Annotated in this window: 13 protein-coding genes; 8 read left to right on the top strand and 5 right to left on the bottom strand. The window is 46.1% G+C overall.

Translation table 11 applies throughout. The features are described from left to right. Positions 1 to 8: 8 nt before the first annotated feature. The 4 genes from J7529_RS06020 (at position 9) to J7529_RS06005 (ending at position 7,039) form a co-directional block, all read left to right on the top strand. On the top strand, positions 9 to 1,103 hold the full coding sequence (locus J7529_RS06020) for a response regulator (RefSeq protein WP_318728243.1): 1,095 nt from the start codon (positions 9 to 11) through the stop codon (positions 1,101 to 1,103). A gap of 91 nt (positions 1,104 to 1,194) precedes the next feature. Beyond that, positions 1,195 to 2,847, top strand: a complete 1,653-nt coding sequence (locus J7529_RS06015; protein ID WP_318728242.1) for an EAL domain-containing protein — start codon at positions 1,195 to 1,197, stop codon at positions 2,845 to 2,847. Positions 2,848 to 2,849: 2 nt separating this feature from the next. Continuing rightward, positions 2,850 to 3,893 carry an S-layer homology domain-containing protein gene (locus J7529_RS06010; RefSeq protein WP_318728241.1) on the top strand — a complete coding sequence of 348 codons (1,044 nt, stop codon included), beginning with the start codon at positions 2,850 to 2,852 and terminating at the stop codon, positions 3,891 to 3,893. Positions 3,894 to 4,339: 446 nt separating this feature from the next. Next, positions 4,340 to 7,039, top strand: coding sequence for an EAL domain-containing protein (locus tag J7529_RS06005; RefSeq protein ID WP_318728240.1), 2,700 nt, complete (start codon positions 4,340 to 4,342; stop codon positions 7,037 to 7,039). A 222-nt stretch (positions 7,040 to 7,261) separates the two neighbouring features. Here J7529_RS06005 and J7529_RS06000 read toward each other — a convergent pair whose 3' ends face one another. From J7529_RS06000 to cobS, 3 genes are all read right to left on the bottom strand, one after another. Then, positions 7,262 to 7,951 carry a hypothetical protein gene (locus tag J7529_RS06000; RefSeq protein ID WP_318728239.1) on the bottom strand — a complete coding sequence of 230 codons (690 nt, stop codon included), beginning with the start codon at positions 7,949 to 7,951 and terminating at the stop codon, positions 7,262 to 7,264. Positions 7,952 to 7,978: 27 nt separating this feature from the next. Next, on the bottom strand, positions 7,979 to 10,636 hold the full coding sequence (locus J7529_RS05995; protein WP_318728238.1) for a DUF3769 domain-containing protein: 2,658 nt from the start codon (positions 10,634 to 10,636) through the stop codon (positions 7,979 to 7,981). Positions 10,637 to 10,722: 86 nt separating this feature from the next. Continuing rightward, positions 10,723 to 11,481 (bottom strand): adenosylcobinamide-GDP ribazoletransferase, encoded by a 759-nt coding sequence (cobS, locus tag J7529_RS05990; protein ID WP_318728237.1) that lies wholly within the window; start codon positions 11,479 to 11,481, stop codon positions 10,723 to 10,725. A gap of 320 nt (positions 11,482 to 11,801) precedes the next feature. Here cobS and J7529_RS05985 point away from each other — a divergent pair, with 320 nt between their 5' ends. From J7529_RS05985 to J7529_RS05970, 4 genes are all read left to right on the top strand, one after another. After that, the gene (locus J7529_RS05985) at positions 11,802 to 12,257 is read left to right on the top strand and encodes a hypothetical protein (RefSeq protein WP_271942929.1); all 456 of its coding nucleotides are present in this window, start codon (positions 11,802 to 11,804) and stop codon (positions 12,255 to 12,257) included. A 162-nt stretch (positions 12,258 to 12,419) separates the two neighbouring features. Continuing rightward, entirely contained in the window at positions 12,420 to 13,799 is a 1,380-nt protein-coding gene (gene mnmE, locus J7529_RS05980) for a tRNA uridine-5-carboxymethylaminomethyl(34) synthesis GTPase MnmE (RefSeq protein WP_318728236.1), read from the top strand. Positions 13,800 to 14,100: 301 nt separating this feature from the next. Continuing rightward, the gene (locus J7529_RS05975; RefSeq protein ID WP_318728235.1) at positions 14,101 to 14,778 is read left to right on the top strand and encodes a choice-of-anchor K domain-containing protein; all 678 of its coding nucleotides are present in this window, start codon (positions 14,101 to 14,103) and stop codon (positions 14,776 to 14,778) included. A 280-nt stretch (positions 14,779 to 15,058) separates the two neighbouring features. Then, a complete protein-coding gene (locus tag J7529_RS05970; RefSeq protein ID WP_271942921.1) occupies positions 15,059 to 15,397 on the top strand; it encodes a hypothetical protein in 339 nt (112 codons plus the stop codon). 17 nt (positions 15,398 to 15,414) lie between these two features. Here the strand turns inward: J7529_RS05970 and J7529_RS05965 are convergent, their stop codons facing one another. Together J7529_RS05965 and J7529_RS05960 are read right to left on the bottom strand one after the other, a co-directional pair. Continuing rightward, the gene (locus J7529_RS05965; protein WP_318728234.1) at positions 15,415 to 16,830 is read right to left on the bottom strand and encodes a 2-succinylbenzoate--CoA ligase; all 1,416 of its coding nucleotides are present in this window, start codon (positions 16,828 to 16,830) and stop codon (positions 15,415 to 15,417) included. 6 nt (positions 16,831 to 16,836) lie between these two features. Next, positions 16,837 to 17,397, bottom strand: coding sequence for a 3'-5' exonuclease (locus J7529_RS05960; RefSeq protein WP_318728233.1), 561 nt, complete (start codon positions 17,395 to 17,397; stop codon positions 16,837 to 16,839). Between the last annotated feature and the right edge of the window lie 259 nt (positions 17,398 to 17,656).

The raw sequence follows: 17,656 nt of genomic DNA, 5'->3' as shown, positions 1-17,656 counted from the left end.
TAATCTGGATGGTTAAAGTATTAGTGATTGAAGATGAGGAAATGATTCGCGAAAATATTCTCGATCTCTTGGATGCGGAGGAGTTTGAAGGGCTAGGAGCAGAAAATGGCTGTATTGGAGTAGAGATAGCCAAAGCCGAAATTCCCGATCTAATTCTCTGTGATGTGATGATGCCCCACTTGGATGGTTATGGAGTATTAGAGCAATTACGCTCCGATCCGAAAACGGCGATGATTCCCTTTATTTTTTTAACGGCGAAAGCAGAAAAAAATGATGTCCGTTCAGGGATGGAGTTAGGGGCGGATGATTATTTAACTAAACCTTGTTTACCGGATCAATTACTCAAAGCGATTAACAGTCGTTTAGATAAACAAGCCCTGATTAAACAAGCGTCTGAAGGAAAATTGGATGAGTTGCGCGAGAGTATTACCCGATCGCTGCCCCATGAATTACGCACTCCCCTGAATGGAATGATGGGGTTTGCGGAACTGATGAGTTATGCCGCAGAAGACTTAAAACCCGAAGAGATCCGCGAGATGGCCGAGCAGATCCTAGTATCGGGAAAAAGATTACACCGCTTGATTCAGAATTTTCTTTTGTACGCTGAGTTGGAATTGACCAGCAAAAATAGCGATCGCCTCAACCAATGGCGCTCCCACTCTACTGGCTCAATTCGAGATACAGTTGAAGAAGCGATTACCTTAAAAGCAGACCAATTTGAGCGCACGAGCGATCTTAAATATGAGTTAGAAGATAGTTCCGTCCAGATGGAAGCGTCTCGATTACATAAACTGGTACAAGAAGTCATTGATAACGCCTTCAAATTTTCTCCCTCTGGAACCCCAGTTCAGGTAATGACGAAGGTAAAAGATAACCAGCTCATCTTAACCGTAATTAACTCAGGACGGGGGATGATTCCAGAGCAAATCGAGCAAATTGGAGCCTATATGCAATTTAATCGTAAACTCCATGAGCAACAAGGTTCAGGCTTAGGACTGGCGATCGCCAAACAGATCGCCCAAATTCATCAGGGTGACTTAACCATTACCAGTATCCCCGACGAGGAAACCCGGATTACCATTACCTTACCCACCGGTTCATAGGGGGATGGAGAGGATGGGGAGACGCAGAGATTACCTATTCCCTATTCCCTATTCCCTATTCCCTATTCCCTATTCCCTATTTTGAATTGAAATGGTTTGCATTCTCGTAATTGAAGATAATCCAGAAATTATCAGTAATGTGGTCGAATTTCTCGAAGCTGAGGACTTTGAAACCCTGAGTGCAGAGAATGGTCGTATCGGTCTAGAACTGGCTTTTGCCCATCGAGTAGACTTGATTCTCTGCGATGTAATGATGCCTGAACTTGATGGGTATGGAGTCTTAAATGCCTTGCGCCAAAATCCGGCTACGGCAACCACTCCCTTTGTCTTTCTGACTGCCAAAGGTGAACGACAAGACCTGCGAACCGGAATGAATTTAGGAGCTGATGATTATCTGATCAAACCTTTTACCCCTGATGAACTACTAGAGGCAATCGCCGCTCGTTTATCTCGCTCTGCCCAACTGGAACAGTATGATTCTCTCACCGGACTGCCTCAAATCAGTGCGTTTAGCCAACCGGAAGGGTTTTTTACTCAAGCAGTAGCCCAAAGCGATTTAACTCGTTCCCTGATTCCCCTGATGTTAATTGGATTAGATCGCTTAGAGCGTATTCAGGAAGCCATCGGTCATCGTCAAGGCGAGGAGGTCTTAAAAGTAATCGCCCAACGCCTCACCCAGTTGATCCAGCCTCTGGGAGGTCAGGTAGCCAAAGGGAACGGGGGGCAATTTGCAGTGATGTTACCCCCAGTAGCCGATCAAAGTGTGGCAACAGAGCGCGCTCAAGAGATTTTAGAGGTGATTAATGAACCGGCGATCATCGGCTATCATCGCGCGATCGTGACTGCTAGCATGGGGATCGGTTTCTATCCCTTAGCCACCAGTTTTGACGAACTGCAACGGCAAGCTAGTATTGCCCTCGGTAACGTGAAAAGTATGGGCGGTAATCATTATCGGATTTACGTTGCGCCCTTATTTGGTCTCGACCAAACCAGAGACCTAAAACTCGAAGAAGAATTCTATCAAGCTTGGAGTGCCAACCGCTTTGAAATCCGTTACCAACCCAGAATCGAGATTAAGAAACGCCACTGTGTTTCCGTCGTTGCCCTCTTGCACTGGGAACATCCCCTGATGGGGGGTATTCCTGAAAACAAATTGTCCCAATTAATCACAGTTTGCGGATTAAACTTGGTGTTAGACCAATGGATTTTAGACCAAGCCTGTCAACAAATCAAAACCATCCAAGACAGGAAACAACCCCTGCGCATTGTTATTCAGGTGTCTGAACAGCTTTTTAATGAAGACCTACTCGCGATTATCGATCGCACCTGTCAAACCCATGGCTTCCCTACTTCACGCCTAGACTTAGAATTTGCGGCGAATACTCTATTGGTTGCTCAAAATCAAAACCAAATGGCGGCTACCTTGAGATTAGCAAAGCAGAAGGGAATCTCAATTACCCTGAAAGACCTAGGTCACAACAACCAGTTTCTCAATCAGTTAGGCTCTCTTGCCATCGATGCTCTGAAACTTGATGGTAGCTCCATGCAACACCTTCAGCAAAATCAACCTCTGATTAAAGCCATGATTCAACTGTGCCATAACTGGAAATTGAAGGCGATCGCCCCTGAAATTGCCACCCAAGAACAACAACGGTTTTTACAGCGCCATAACTGTGATTTAATCCAATATCAACAGTCCTATGATATCAAAGCGCTCAAAAGGCGTTTACTGCAACGGTTCTAATTATGTCTCTATTTCCTGTCATGCCGATCGCGACCCTAATGGTATGGGCCACAAGCCCCGGTCTGCATCTTGCCCAATTCTCCCCATCCCTAGAAACCACTGCTTGGCAATGGATCGATTGGACTCAAGGGAATACGACTCAACGCCCCCTTTCTCAACGTCCGATTACCTTGATGTTCAAAGAAGGCAAGGTAAGTGGATTTGGGGGATGTAATAATTATTTTTCTAGCTATCAAGTAGACGGCGATCAGCTCATGATGCCCGACCCGTTTGGACGCACGTTTAAAGCCTGTGGCAAGCTATCTGACCAAGAAGACCAGTTTTTAGAGCGATTAGGGCAAGTCGATCGATATCAGATTAACCCCGATGGAGAATTGTATCTGTTTTATCGTCACAATGGGGAAATGGGACAAATGCGCTTTAGTCCCGTCCCTGAGTCATCCTCAATACAGACTTCTTTTACCGACATTCCCCTCAACTATTGGGCCCAAGACTTTATTGTGGCCCTAGTTGAGCGTAATCTGATATCTGGGTTTCCTGATGGTACATTCCGCCCAGATACCCCAGTCACTCGCGCCGAATTTGCCAGTCTGCTCCAGAAAAGCTTTGATCTGCCCCAGGTGCGAAAGCGCGTCCGTTTTCGAGATGTGCCCCAAGATTTTTGGGCCTATAGTGCCATTCAGTATGTGGTGACGACTATTCCCCAGCTTATGGGGGGTTATCCAGAGGATAAGTTTCACCCAGAAGAGCCGATTTTGAGAGTTGAAGTACTGGTGAGCTTGGCTAATTTATTACGAGACGTACCAGAGGTGGATATCGTCCAAATTTTAGAGAGCTATGAAGACCGAGAAGAAATCGCCGATTATGCCTTAGAAAAAGTAGCGATCGCCACTCAACATCAGATGGTGATCAATTATCCCCAAATTGGGCAACTCCATCCCAACCGACCGGCTACCCGTGCAGAAGTGACAGCCCTCATCTATCAAGGCTTAGTCAAAACCGGTCAAGCACCTGAAGTGCGATCGCCCTATCAGGTTAATCCTTAAATTCCTAGCCTTGGAGTACAGTAGGGAATAGGGAGTCGGCAGTTGGCAGTCGCTTACAAGGGTTTCCCCATCCCCCATTCCCTATTCTCTACCACCCAGCGCCCAGCGCTATACAGTCCCAAGGGAGCATCGATTACCGAAACTAAGTATCTTCGGACTGCAACAAATTTCTGACTATTTCCATCAGGAAAAACGCATCATTCAACCCCCTAAGCCATTCTTTATCCCGATTAGCCCTAGGGAATCGCGTTAATCTAACAGAAGAGTCATTCTTCCATTGCTGACTTTGGGCACAAAGGTGTTGTTTGAAAGATGCCTTTTCTATCTCTTGATTGTTTTCCGGACACACTTGCCTGCCTCTAAAAGTTGCCCACAGACTTTTGGGAGGATGACCACTCACCTCCAGGGTCAAACGGTGTTATCAACCCCTCTCAATTGAGCCAAAAATGCTGAACCGTCAAAACCACCCGATCAACCCCTTGACTTCAACTCCAGGATGGCAACGCTGGATTGGAGGTGCTTTTGCGGCACTGGTCTTAATCGGACTAGAGGGTATCGGTCTGGTCAAGCAACTCGAACAGTTAGCCTATCGAGGTTTGTTTCAGTTGCGGGGAGAAGAATCTTGGCATAGCCAAGTGGTCATCGTGGGTATTGATGAAACGACACTGAAAAATCGGCAAAACTCTGATAGTCCCCGGCAAATTTATGCCACCCTTTTAGAGCGTTTAGCCCCTAGTCAACCCCGGATGGTCGTGTTGGATATTCTAATGCACGATCGCTCCCCCGACGATCTACAGTTGGCTCAAGCGATGCGTCAAGTTCCCGTGGCACTGCCAGTGTCTTGGGATAAGCAAGGGAATCAAAAAGATCCAGTTCCCGAATTGGCAGCCGAGGCTGTAGTCATGGGTCATCTGGTCAGTCGCCAAGATTCTGATGGCTTAACGCGCACAGTAGTCCCCCAATTGGGCGACATCCGGGCCCTTGGAGTGGCAGTCGCCAATGAAGTGATGGATCGGCCTCTGGAGCTGAATCGGCAGGGGTCTGAACCCCTATGGATTAATTGGCCCGGATCGGTGAACCATGTGCCCCAATATGAATTGTTGGAGGCGATTGAAGGGAGAGTGCCGATAGAGGAATTCCGGAACAAAATTGTGATTGTAGGCGCGAATGTGACTGGGTTTAATCCCGTGTTAACGCCGTTTGATATTAACCCTCCAGCCAGTGGTATTTATATTCATGCGGCGGTGGTCAGTAATGCCTTATCGAATAAGGGATTACAACAGGTAGGAGTATTTTTGCATCCAGTTTGGAGCAACTTACTCTATTTCACGGGTGCGATCAGTTTGAGTGCAACGGTTGTATTTTGGTCATTCCGTAACCAAGTTATCGTTGTCCTGGGTTTGGGGGGAGTATGGCTAAGTATTTGTTATAGTGCTTTTCATTTTTATTATCTTTTGCCTGTTGTCTCGCCTTTAGTGTTGTTGGGTTTAACGTTGTTATTAGTAACACTTCAAGATCGCTTGAAAATGAAGGCGATGTTGGTAGAACAGGAAAAGCAGTTATTTGAGTCCGCATTTTACGATCTAGCTACGGGTTTACCCAATTATGCTCTGTTTATGGATCGCTTGGAGGGAGTACTCTCCCGTACTCGCGAACAATCCCAGCCGCCTTTGTTTGCCGTATTTTTTATTTATATCGATCGCTCTAAGGTCGTTAATCCGGATTCGGGACATCGGTTAAGCAATGAGTTGCAAGTGGCGATCTCCGGTCGCATTGAAGAGGCTTTGAAGCGATCGATGGCTCATTCCCCTCGCCCCCTTTTATCTCCCCATTCTTCCCATTTTTCTCCTCGTTCTGAGATCTCATCTGTACCGACTCAATTTACTATCGCTCGGTTAGATACGGATACATTTGCGGTATTGGTTAATGCTCTTTCCTATTCCTCCCAGGCGATCGATGTGGCTCAAACGATTTATCAAACCCTCTCCCAGGCTTCGGTGTCTGAGGGGTTGCCCACTAACCCAATTGAGCCAGATGAAGCGATGAGTTTGCTCGAAGAAAATTTATCGGCGATGACCGCTTTTATCGGAGTCGCTTTATCAGCTGTTCATTCTGATTTTGAACAAGTTTCAGTTAATATCTATTCCCAGGCAGAAAGTATGCTCAGGGATGCTGAAATTGCCATGTACCAAGCGAAGGTTAAAGAAGGAAATCATTATGCTATTTTTGACCAAAATCTCCACCATGCAGAAATTCAAAGATTAGAACTCGAACTCGATCTACGACGAGCGATTAATCGCGCTAGGCGACAACAGGAAAATTGGTCGGGTTCGATCAACAATTCTAATTGTTCTCCTGCACATTTTTCTTATGCTTCGGAGCAATGGGGATCGGAATTGGAAGCTCAAAGCGATTTTCGTCTCTATTATCAACCTATTGTTTGTTTTAGCACAGGTCGAATTAGTGGATTTGAAGCCTTAGTACGCTGGTATCATCCTACCCGTGGCATGGTTTCCCCGGTCGATTTTATTCCTCTGGCTGAGGAAACAGGATTGATTCTGGCTTTAGGAGATTGGATTTTAAAAACAGCCTGTTATCAGTTGCGAGAATGGCAAAATAAGTTTCCCCATGGTCTGGATGTGACCATGGTGGTGAATTTATCGAGTTTGCAGTTACATAATCCCCAGCTCGTGAGTCAGATCCAGAGCTTACTAGATGAAATGGATTTAGATCATCGTTATTTGAAGTTGGAAATTACTGAAAGTGGATTGATGGAAAATGAAGACATAGCTCTGGACTTACTGAAAACTCTTAGAGAAGCGGGAATTCAGTTGAGTATTGATGATTTTGGGACCGGTTATTCTTCATTGGCACGGTTACATAATTTACCAGTGAATACCTTGAAAATTGATAAGTCGTTTTTGGAGAGAACGGCTCTAGATCATGAGAGTTGGGAAATTATTGAAACGATCATTATTTTAGCCCATAAATTAGGGTTGACAGTGGTAGCGGAAGGAATTGAAACGGGAGATCAGTTTGAGTTGCTTCAAAGGCTTAGTTGTGATTATGGTCAAGGGTATTGGTTATCGCGCCCGATAGATGCTTCAGGGGCAACGGCGCTGTTGGCGAAAAATCCACAATGGTAGTATAGTGCTAGTGGTTCGGACTAGGCTAGGGGATAGAGAATACAGCGATCGCTGTATCCCCGATAGAGAGAGACATTTACTGATCTGACTGGATTTTTGAGTTTCTTTAGGAAAAACTGTCGTAATCGCCGATACTGCAAGAGTTCTAGAATTCAGTCCAGACAAGTGTTTTCCCAGTTTGACAGAAGAGGGGTATTCGCATAATAATTCCCTATTTCCTTATCAACTGGGAGAGTCCTGAGCGAAGGCTTGCAGTTTCAAATAAAACTCAGAAGTGGGTAAACGAGGCGCAAATCGATCAATGGGGAGTTGATCCGATCGCCCATTCACCCCATCAGAGTCTAACTCAAGGGCGATCGCTGGATCTTCAGACTCTGAATTCATGCTTTTTTCTTCTTCTTCAACATCGACTTCTTCAATAATCGAATCAGTCAGTGTGGGTAAATGCTGTTCTAGTCCACTCTCATCAGAAACTCGATCGAGAAACCGCTCCTCTTGCTCTTCAACTTGGAGAAGTAATTCAGGAACAGAAGGGCGCATTTCCAGAGTGATATTGAGATAGTCTAAAGGCAGTAACTCTTCTGGTAATTTACTACAGACAATTTTCTCAAACTCATGATTAAAGTGACAGATCGGTTGTCCCCGTCTAGCCCAAAGATTCAAAATTTGCTCAATCGAAATTATTTTATATCTGCCTTGATACAAAGCTTCTACGATCGCCAACCGCAGCCAATCGCCCCTAAACCGATCGAGCCAATGCTGTATACATTCTTCCACACGATAGCGATCTAAATCAAAGCTATAGTAAATCAGCAAAGCCGGAACATAGGAGAGTGATCGCATTTCGGAGACACTTCGCCCAACCGATACGCTCTCCAGAAAAATAATCCATGGGTTTGCTGATGCGATCATGGGAGAATGGGGAATAGGGAATTAAAATTAAAAAGATTGAATCACGGTTGGAGTAGCTTGGCGAATATTCGGACTGGAAAAAGACTGACTCACTCCGCTCCAATTAAAATCACCTAAGCGAAATCCAAGAGCTGCTAAACCCAAATCTGGATTATAGCGAAAAGTCAAGCCATAGGTGCGACGACTATATTCAACCATATAATCGGTACTAATGGTTTTTCCTGTATCTAGATTAAACCCAGCACGGGCAGCGATGCGAATCGGGCCATAAAGTTGTTGATTGAGTTCGAGTTGTAGAACCCGCACATCCGCTACTCGGTCAAACCGAAAGGGGGATTCTCCAGTAGGGATAAATTGGGAATAGAGGATACTAAATCCAGTGTAATCTAACCAGGAGCGGGAGAAATGGCCAAATTGACCTTGAAATCCCATTAACCCCTGTAAATAGGATTGACTCTCGCCATTGCTATAAAATCCGGCTGTTCCGGTCAATCCAGCTACAAATCGCACATAAGGAACGACAGGTTGAGGGGTATATTTGAGTCCCTCCGTGGGAGTAGAAGGTAAGGGTACCCCCTTCCAAAGGGAAAAGGGACGACGCACGGTGGCACTCACCTGGGTGCGATTTAAGGAAACTCGGTTATTACGCAAATTCGACTGATCCAATAAGTTTAGGCGATCGGTCGGTGCATAGATATTTTGGAAACTGGCTTGATAATTGACTGCAATTCCCGTATCGGCAATATAAAGAATAGGGGAAGCAAACACGACTCCCACACTGCGATCGACCGTTTGAAACCCTAGGGAGCCATTATAAAATTGGTTGCGATAGGTATATTCAGCGCTCAAGGTATGATTGGCAATCCGGTGTTGTAATTGTACATTCGCTCTGGCTGTATCACCCGTATTATTGAAGCCTGCTAAATTGACATTGGCTTGGAACGTGGTTTGAGAGGCTAACCTGGCATCCAAAGACGCTCTTAAACCGATCCAACTCCAGAAAGAATCTGTTCGTAAGTTTTGCTCGGATACACTGCCTGCACCTCGGTTATCACTAGAGAACCTTAGAGCGCGTTGAACCAAGAATTGGGGGGCTAAACGCAGAACAAAACGGCGAGTTTCAATAATTTCAAAACTGCGTTCAATAAACAAGCCTCCACGATCGCGGTTATCGTACCCTAAAGTGGCGATCGCCGGATCTCGCTCTTCCCGACTAAGAATCAGGCGATCTCGCAACAGGGGAACCCCCACCCGCTGATCGAAGACCAACCGGGGGCGAGTCATTAATACTTCATCCTCTAGAGGAGAAATGCGCGTTAATTGAGCGCGATCGGCTCGTACCTCTAACTCTGGGGGGGAAAAGGGATCGTTCGTAAACCGAATATTGGTAGCTTGCCAACCTTCGGGCGTAAAATCCAACTGTTCCGCCTCAAACCGCACCCGTCGGACCTGTCCCCCTTGTTGTACGCTGGTAGTCGCAGCGCTCCCTCCACCTCCAACGTTAATAATCACACCTCCAGCATCTATGACATCCGTAGGGGGTTGATCGAGGAGAATTCTTTCTCCTGGAGGAAGAAGTTGGGAATCGGGATTATCGTCCGTAAAATCGAAATCCGTTCCGGCGGTGGGAATATAGACTACACCCCTGGCCTCTTGAATGGTTCCCGTCCCTTGTACAAAGTTATAGAGAAAGCGAGAGCCTAATAAAATTTGTTCGCCACTGACTAAAGATACATTGCCCACTGCCAGAGCCAAGCGGTTAATCAGATTAACCTGTAGCTTATCCGATCGCAAAATCGCATCATCCAAGAGCATTTCCACATTGCCCTCAGCCGTGAAAATTTGCCGTTCATCATCAAATTCCTGGCGATCGGCGGTTAATTCAATTACCGCGTCTTGTCCTGGAGGAGCGATCGGAATCTCAACCTCTTCCGGTTCGGCTGATTCAATCGGGATGGACGTTTCTGAGCTAGACTCGGTTTCATCGGTCGATCGTGAGGGCCGATCGTCATTCAGGGGTGAGATCTCGGAAGCAGGAAGAGCATCCAATGCAGGAGTTTGGGCGATCGCTTCCCGTTTTTCCGATAAGGCTTCTTCAATTGCCTCAGAAACTGGTGTAGTTTGCCATGGGGAGTGACGTTCAATCAGGGGTAATTCTGGCTCAACTGTTGGCTCCAGACTCAGATCGCTAACTCCATAAGCATCGGCAACCGGTGCAACCTTCTCCTCCCAACTTACCGATAACCGACCTCCTAACGCTGAAGCCTCCGTACTGGCAACTAAGCGTTCATCTTCTGGAGAAGAGAGTTCCGGAGGGGAAATGGGTGATAGCGTCTCTCCACCGACCCAACTCAACTGTTCGGGTTGAACCACAGCGCCTTCTGGAGCTGAAATGGGTTCAGGACTATATACAGTCTCCAAAGTACAGCATTGTTCGCTCTTGTCGAGTCCACTCGATCCCTCTTTCCTGTCGGCTTGGGGAATATTCCTCTTTTCAAGGAAGACTTGCTCCTGCTGCACCTCTTGTTTTAGGGGGGTTGGGGGAAGCAATACAGGACTTTCTACAATAGCCATTGGTGCAGGAGCAACCCAATCTATCCCTTCAGTTGGCTCGGTGGCACTGATGCTCTGATGAGGAATAGTATGAACAACTGGCGGCAATTCAGGGGGGACAGGATAGGGCATAGATTCGACGATTCACTCCAACACCTTGCCCAGTATAGCGCTACCGGCTGACGCGGGGACGCGGAGATATAGCACTGCGCGCTATATTACCCATTGCCTATCAAAATCGCCCAAACTAAACTCAATGCTTCTGTCCATTCCACGACTGCACCATAGGTATCTCCGGTATGTCCTCCGAGTTGATGATTGAACCACCATGCGCTTCCCCCGGCGATCGCCGCCCATCCTAATGTTAAGCTGAGAATCTCGATGCTCTGTTGGGGATTGAGCGCTGCTTGTACACCACTCAGACCAATGAGCAGAATCAAGGACGGTAAAACATCTTTGTAGGATTGAATCGCTGCTTTATGAAAGGCTCCTTTTCCCGTCGGTTTGAGATAGGGATAGCGCCAAATTGCCCAAAGTTGTCCGGCTCTTCCCCATGCAGGAATGGCGATCGCCATCCACAGGTGTTGGGGGTCTAAGGAACTCATAGCCGCCGTTTTCAGTAATAGAATCAGGATGGCGGATAGCGCTCCAAATGCCCCCGTCACACTATCGCTCATCACCTCTAAACGGCGATCGCGATCCATGACACTTAAACCATCAGCCGTATCCATCGCTCCATCTAAGTGTAATCCCCCAGTGATGGCAACCCAGAGGGCAATGATTACGGAACTGCGGGTAAAATTAGGCATTCCTACAGACCATAAACACCAATTCATCACCCCTAATATTGTCCCGATCAGCATTCCTACTAAAGTCGCAAACCTGGCTATTCCGGAAAACTCTAAGGGCCAAGAGCGAGGAATCGGTACACTCGTATAAAAAGCAATTGCTCCACCGATTCGCCAGATCCATATCATTGCCACTCCCCCCATGCTCTATGTTAATCTGCCAATAGACATCTACTCTGTTTTCTTGGTCGTTGATCTGCATTTTCCCTCTGTTCAGAGGTGAGTGTCATCAGAAACACGGCGACTAGATGACTGCCGTTTTACTTACGCGATCGATACTTCTAATTCGATCAAAAAATCCGTAGAATCTGGCAAGTATCGGCCAAAGAGTTAGGATAGAATTGTCTCATAGGCTACTTTAATAGGCCATTCTATCTTAGGGTGCAGTCTTGGGATGTCAAATCGTCAGTAGTCTTGTCGTCCTCTTTTGAAATTAGAGAGTTTTTCCCATGAGTTACGATCAATTACCTGGCAATACACGGTTACCTGCTCCTTGTATTCTCAACAGAGGGATCGTTGTGAATCCACAGGATATTCAGAAAGTGATTGGGGATCTCCATCGTGTCCGTTATGTTGAACTATTCGATCAACAAACCCAAGCTACTGGGGAAGCGTATATCCAAGAAGTGTTTACCGATCCCCTGCGATCGACTATCCTGGCGAATCATACCTTATATCTAAATATTGAAAGCTTTGATTATTTAGAATTGAAACAATCTGACGACCAAGAAACCTATTTTGATTTAGTTCAAGAGAATCGTATCCTGCGGTTAATTCCTCTCTCTAATCCACTGCAAAACCAACCGGTTAGTTCTTTAAATACGGCTGCTCTAGAAGTGATGATGGCAGAAGTTTTAGCGGCTAATTTAGATGTACAAATGGATGATGACGAACCCTTAGCCTAAGATGTGGAAATGGGTTGAAGTTACAAAGATTTAAATGGTGACTGGAGATTCTACATACGTGTTCGGTTCTGGCAGTGTAAATTCAATGCCACATTCTATTCGTTTTTTGGTAACTTTATAATTGGCGAGTTCAAGTAAGCGTTTTCTCAAGGGAATCTAAAGATGAATCATCCCCCAGAAAGAGAGACGATCGCCGCGATCGCCACTGCTATTGTGCCACAAACGGGTAGTGTGGGAATTGTTCGACTATCGGGAAGCCAAGCATTAGAGATCGCTCAATTGCTCTTTGATGCTCCTGGAAATCAGCCTTGGAAGAGCCATCGTATCCTTTATGGTTATATCTGCGATCCGCAAACGGGTTCAACGGTGGATGAAGCCTTATTGATGATTATGAAAGCACCCCGTTCCTACACCCGCGAAGATGTGGTGGAATTTCACTGTCATGGGGGCATCATGGTGGTACAACAGGTGCTGACACTTTGCTTAGAGCAAGGCGCTCGACTGGCGCAACCGGGCGAATTCACCCTGAGAGCATTTCTCAATGGACGTATTGATTTAACTCAAGCGGAAAGTATCTCAGATTTGGTGGGGGCGCGATCGCCCCAAGCCGCGGAATTAGCCTTAGCCGGAATTCAAGGAAAGTTAGCTTCTCCCATTCGTCAGCTACGCAAAACTTGTGTAGATCTGTTAGCAGAAATTGAAGCAAGGATTGATTTTGAAGACGATCTCCCCCCTTTGGATGAACCATACATCATCCGTGCAATCAACCAAGTATTAGACCAATTAACGGATATTTTAGCCACGGCTAATCAGGGTGAACTGCTGCGCAGTGGATTAAAGGTGACGATTGTCGGTCGCCCCAATGTGGGAAAATCGAGTTTACTCAATGCTTGGAGTCAGAGCGATCGCGCCATCGTTACCGATCTACCGGGAACCACCCGTGATATTGTGGAAACCCAGTTAGTGGTGCGGGGAATTCCCATCCAAGTTTTAGATACCGCAGGCATTCGGGAAACTGGCGATCGCGTGGAAAAAATCGGTGTCGAGCGATCGCGTCAAGCTACGCAAAAAGCCGATCTGATTCTGTTTACCCTCGACGCTGCTGCTGGATGGACGGCAGAAGATCGAGCCATTTACGAGCAACTGTCCCCCGAAAAAACGATCCTCATCCTCAATAAAATCGATTTAGTCGGCGATCTACCCTCTGGTTTGCCTGCGGATATTGTGGCGATCGTCAAAACCGCAGCCGCCCATAAACAAGGCATTGAAGATCTAGAAGAAGCCATTATTACTGCTGTTAATGGAGGCAACTTGCAAGCGGCTAATCTCGATATTGCTATTAACCAGCGCCAAACCTCCGCCCTTACCCGCGCTAAAGTCTCCCTAGAACAAGTTGAAGCCACCATTGCCGAACAGCTCCCCCTCGATTTCTGGACTATTGACTTACGAGGAGCGATTCAAGCCTTGGGTGAAGTCACGGGAGAAGAAGTGACTGAATCTGTACTCGATCAAATCTTTAGTCGGTTTTGTATTGGTAAATAACGCCTCACTTTACAAAATCTTCATAAATCCCTGTATTCTTACAGAGATTTCAAACCCTTGAAACCTTGTATTCATCAGTGCGATTAACGATTTTACCGCAATTTTACGGTTTCTAGAAATTTAAAGATTCAGTAAAGACACTCAAAAAGGATTGACATTTTAAAGTTTGGACAAGCATGATGGCTTTGTAGGGAGTCCAAGTGAATCGATTAACTAAAAAATACATTAAATAGCCCAAAATTTACTGATAGTGAGTTCATCTTTAGATCTTTATTTTTCTACAACTAGCGAGGGATTTATCATGCATCAAGCCACTGCCAAATTATCAGCGATCGCCCTAACTGCAACCCTGGGATTTTTAGCAACTCCGGCTGAGGCTTATACTCTAGCTGGATCATCAGCCGATTGGTCAAATCCTGAGAGCAGTCGTTTTTCTGATATTGACCAGGGAACGTATGGCGGTTATGAAGCTATTCTGTGGGGAGGACTATTTGATAAACCCCACGAAAAAAGTGGGCTAGGCTACAAGGGAAAAAACAATGTTGACTTTGAGCTTGGAGAAGCCTTTAAAGTCGGTCATATTCTGCATCAGAATGAACAGACTCCTTTCTTGACAAAGTTTAAAGGGGTAGATCTAAGCCTTACTTTAGATTTTGCCTTGCCTGACTTTGAAGAAACTCTAAATTTTGATTTAACTGTTGACGAAACCTTTAATCTTTTTTGGAACCGACCTGACAAAGTAAAAATAGACCCAGCTTCTATCTCTGCCATGGTAGAAGCTGATGGGATGAAATATCAATTAGATCTTTGGTTTGGAAACGTAGAAAACGTTAACGGAACCCTAATTACCAAAGAGGGGAAATCCAAAAAACGTGGAGTGTGGGCGAAAGTTCAAAAGGTTCCTGAACCCGCTACAGTGCTTGGGCTTTTGAGTGTGGGACTTATCGGGATGAGCTTAAAGCGCAAGCAAGAATGCTAGTGAATCAAAACACCTACGCACTTCACAATCTTTAACATCTAAGCTCCTCTCTACTGCTAGCAGTAGAGAGGAGTATTTCATTTTACTTATAGCGCTTGGTGATAGGGAATAGGAAATCGGCTTTTGGTACATCGCCTTGAGGATTCAATCCTGTGTTTTTCCCGATCTCGAAGTAACGTTCATTTCGATTTATTGCTAAAATATTAATAAATTGTTAAGATATTCAGATAAATACCCCTGGTCAAGTTTCCACAGGGGATTGCTAGAAGAGAATTGCGCTATGACAATTGAACAATCGTTTTACCAGCAACTCCGCCAGCGAGGATACTGGGATCAGACGGAGAGATTGTCCTCTCATGATTCACAGAGTACCTTGGCTTTAGCTTGGTCGAATCCCAATTTGACCAGAGATCCTGGCACGATGTACAAACTGGTTTGGCTCTTATCTTCCACCAGAAGACGGAAACGGCTCAGTGCCATTGATTTGCGGATTTTAGACCGCACAGCTACTGATTTAGCAACTCAAGGTCAACTGCTACCTGCCACGAAATCTTATGTTAAGTATTTGTGGCAGCAAGTCTATACCCAAGAGTATGCTCAAGCGCCTGTCCATGAATAATCAATAGTTAACAATGATTAATGGTTGATTCGTGCGATTAGCTTGCGCAAGGTAGCTTGATTAAGCTTGCCTTGGGGAGATCGGGGAAGTTTCTCAACTGCAACCCAAGTCTTGGGTTGCTTATAACGGCTGAGATGGGGTGCGATCGCCTCCTTTACCGTGTCTGAAGTTACATATTCATTCTGGGGCACATATACCGCCGTGACCCGTTCCCCCCAGTCTGCATCAGGAAGACCCATGACTGCTACATCTTGAACTAATTGTGTTGCCCGGATTGCCGCTTCCACTTCCTGGGGAAAAACTTTCTCTCCCCCAGTCATGATCGTCTGGCTGTGACGACCGAGAATATACAGGTATTTTTCGTTATCAAAATAACCCATATCATCCGTTAAGAAGGAGCGATCGCCGGGAAAGAGATGGGGGAAATAGCCTAAAGTCAGGGATGGGGAGGCGATCGCCACTCGTCCCGGTTGCAGCGTGGGTAAAGAGTTCCCCTCATCATCTTGGATAGTAATTTGAGCATGGGGTAGGGGTTGACCGCAACTAATATTACCCGCAAAAAAGCGATCCGGTTTCAGGGTTGCCACTTGGGAAGCCGTTTCCGTCATGCCATAGGTGAGTGCCACAGGTATTTTAGCCTGTTTAGCCTGTTGCAATAATTCTGGCCAAGCCGGCGCTCCTCCCAACAGAACCGCCCGAAATTGAGATAAGCAAGAGCAAGAATTGGATAACAAGCGCTTAAGTTGGGTAGGAACCAGAGAAATAAAGTAATTTTGCGGATTAAAAGGAAGGAAATCCGTCAGAGAAAGATACGGCACAAGGGCTAGAGTGCCTCCTGTGAGAAAGGTTCGCATCACTTGCATCAGTCCACTGACATGGTAGAGGGGAAGCGTGCAACAGCAGTCAATAGCATCAGAGGGCACAAATTCCTCTGTTCTCAAACGGATCAACATCTCGTTTTTTAAGGGTGATTGAGGGGAATGAATATATTCTGAACCGTTAAAATAGCGGGTAAACCCTTCAACAGAAGCGCTGAGGGTTCCCCAGGTATGCATTGCAAAGCGAATCTTTCCCGACGATCCTCCTGTCGCAATCATCACAGTACCAGAAAAGGGCGGAGGTGGCGGCGCTTCTATTGGGGAACAGGGAACCGTTCCCCAAACCAGTTGGGGTTGAACCTGTTCCCACACTTGTTGCCATTCTGAAGCTTGCCACTGGGGGTTACCGAGAAACACTGGGGTTTGGGCGGCAATAGCAGCGAAAAACCCTGCGAGGAAAGGAACAGGTTCAGATTCATTGAGCAGCAGTCTGGGAGGAGTGGCATATTGGCCCAAATGCTGATATTTTTCCCAGAATAGGGGATAAAGGCGATCGCTCTGGGGACAAACCAGGTGAAAGGATTGGACTAAATCAGCGATCGCCGTCTTAACCATGACTGATTACCCATTACCATTCCTATAGGCTGCCATTAAATGGGCCAGAATATGGGCAATATTCCACGCATCATCAATCCCTCGATGGTGGGTTCCGATCAGAGGAAGATTCAGCAAGTCTAAGGCTTGCGCCATGCCCACTTCTTTCGGTAAACCGTGGAGAACCGTCAAGAGAGTTTTAATATTAATATGTCGAGTGCTAAAGGGATAGGGCACTTCCAGCATTTCACATTGCTTCTCAAACTGAGTGAGATCGTAGTTACCATAACTTGCCCAAACTCGCTTATGGGTGTGATACTCACTTTGCAGGCGATCGCACGCTTCCCGAAAGCTCACTCCCGTATCCACTTGCTCTTGAGTTAATGTAGTCAGTTGAGTACAAAACTCACTCACCTTAGAAAGTGTCGGTTTAACTAAAATACTATCCTTTTCTAAAGGTTTACCCAAGGTTAAATCAACCGTAGCAATGCCCACTTCAATGATTTCATGGTGTTCGCCAGGTGGCGATCGTTTACGCCAGCAGGTGGCTTCAATATCAATAACAACAATACGATCGAGTTTAGGCATAATCTAGGATCTAATCTTTTGACAATAGGACTTACGCAGAGCATGGAAATCTAATCCTCAATGTAGGGGTGATTCATTAATCATCCCTACAGATATAGCCCGAATGCGTAAGTACTGTACAAACTGGTTTCTAGTTTCCCATCCTATACCTCTTTTGTTTACTCTCCCCATCCCCCCATCTGGAGTGTCCGGAGTGTCTCCCCATCTCCCCATCCCCCTGTCCCCCCATCCCCTAACCCAGCGCGTAACGCCCGATCGC

The sequence above is a fragment of the Roseofilum sp. Guam genome (genome assembly GCF_017746735.1).
In the GTDB taxonomy this organism is placed as follows: Bacteria; Cyanobacteriota; Cyanobacteriia; order Cyanobacteriales; family Desertifilaceae; genus Roseofilum; species Roseofilum reptotaenium.
The sequence above is the reverse complement of the archived record's forward strand: the minus strand, read 5'-3'. Positions and strand labels throughout refer to the sequence as shown.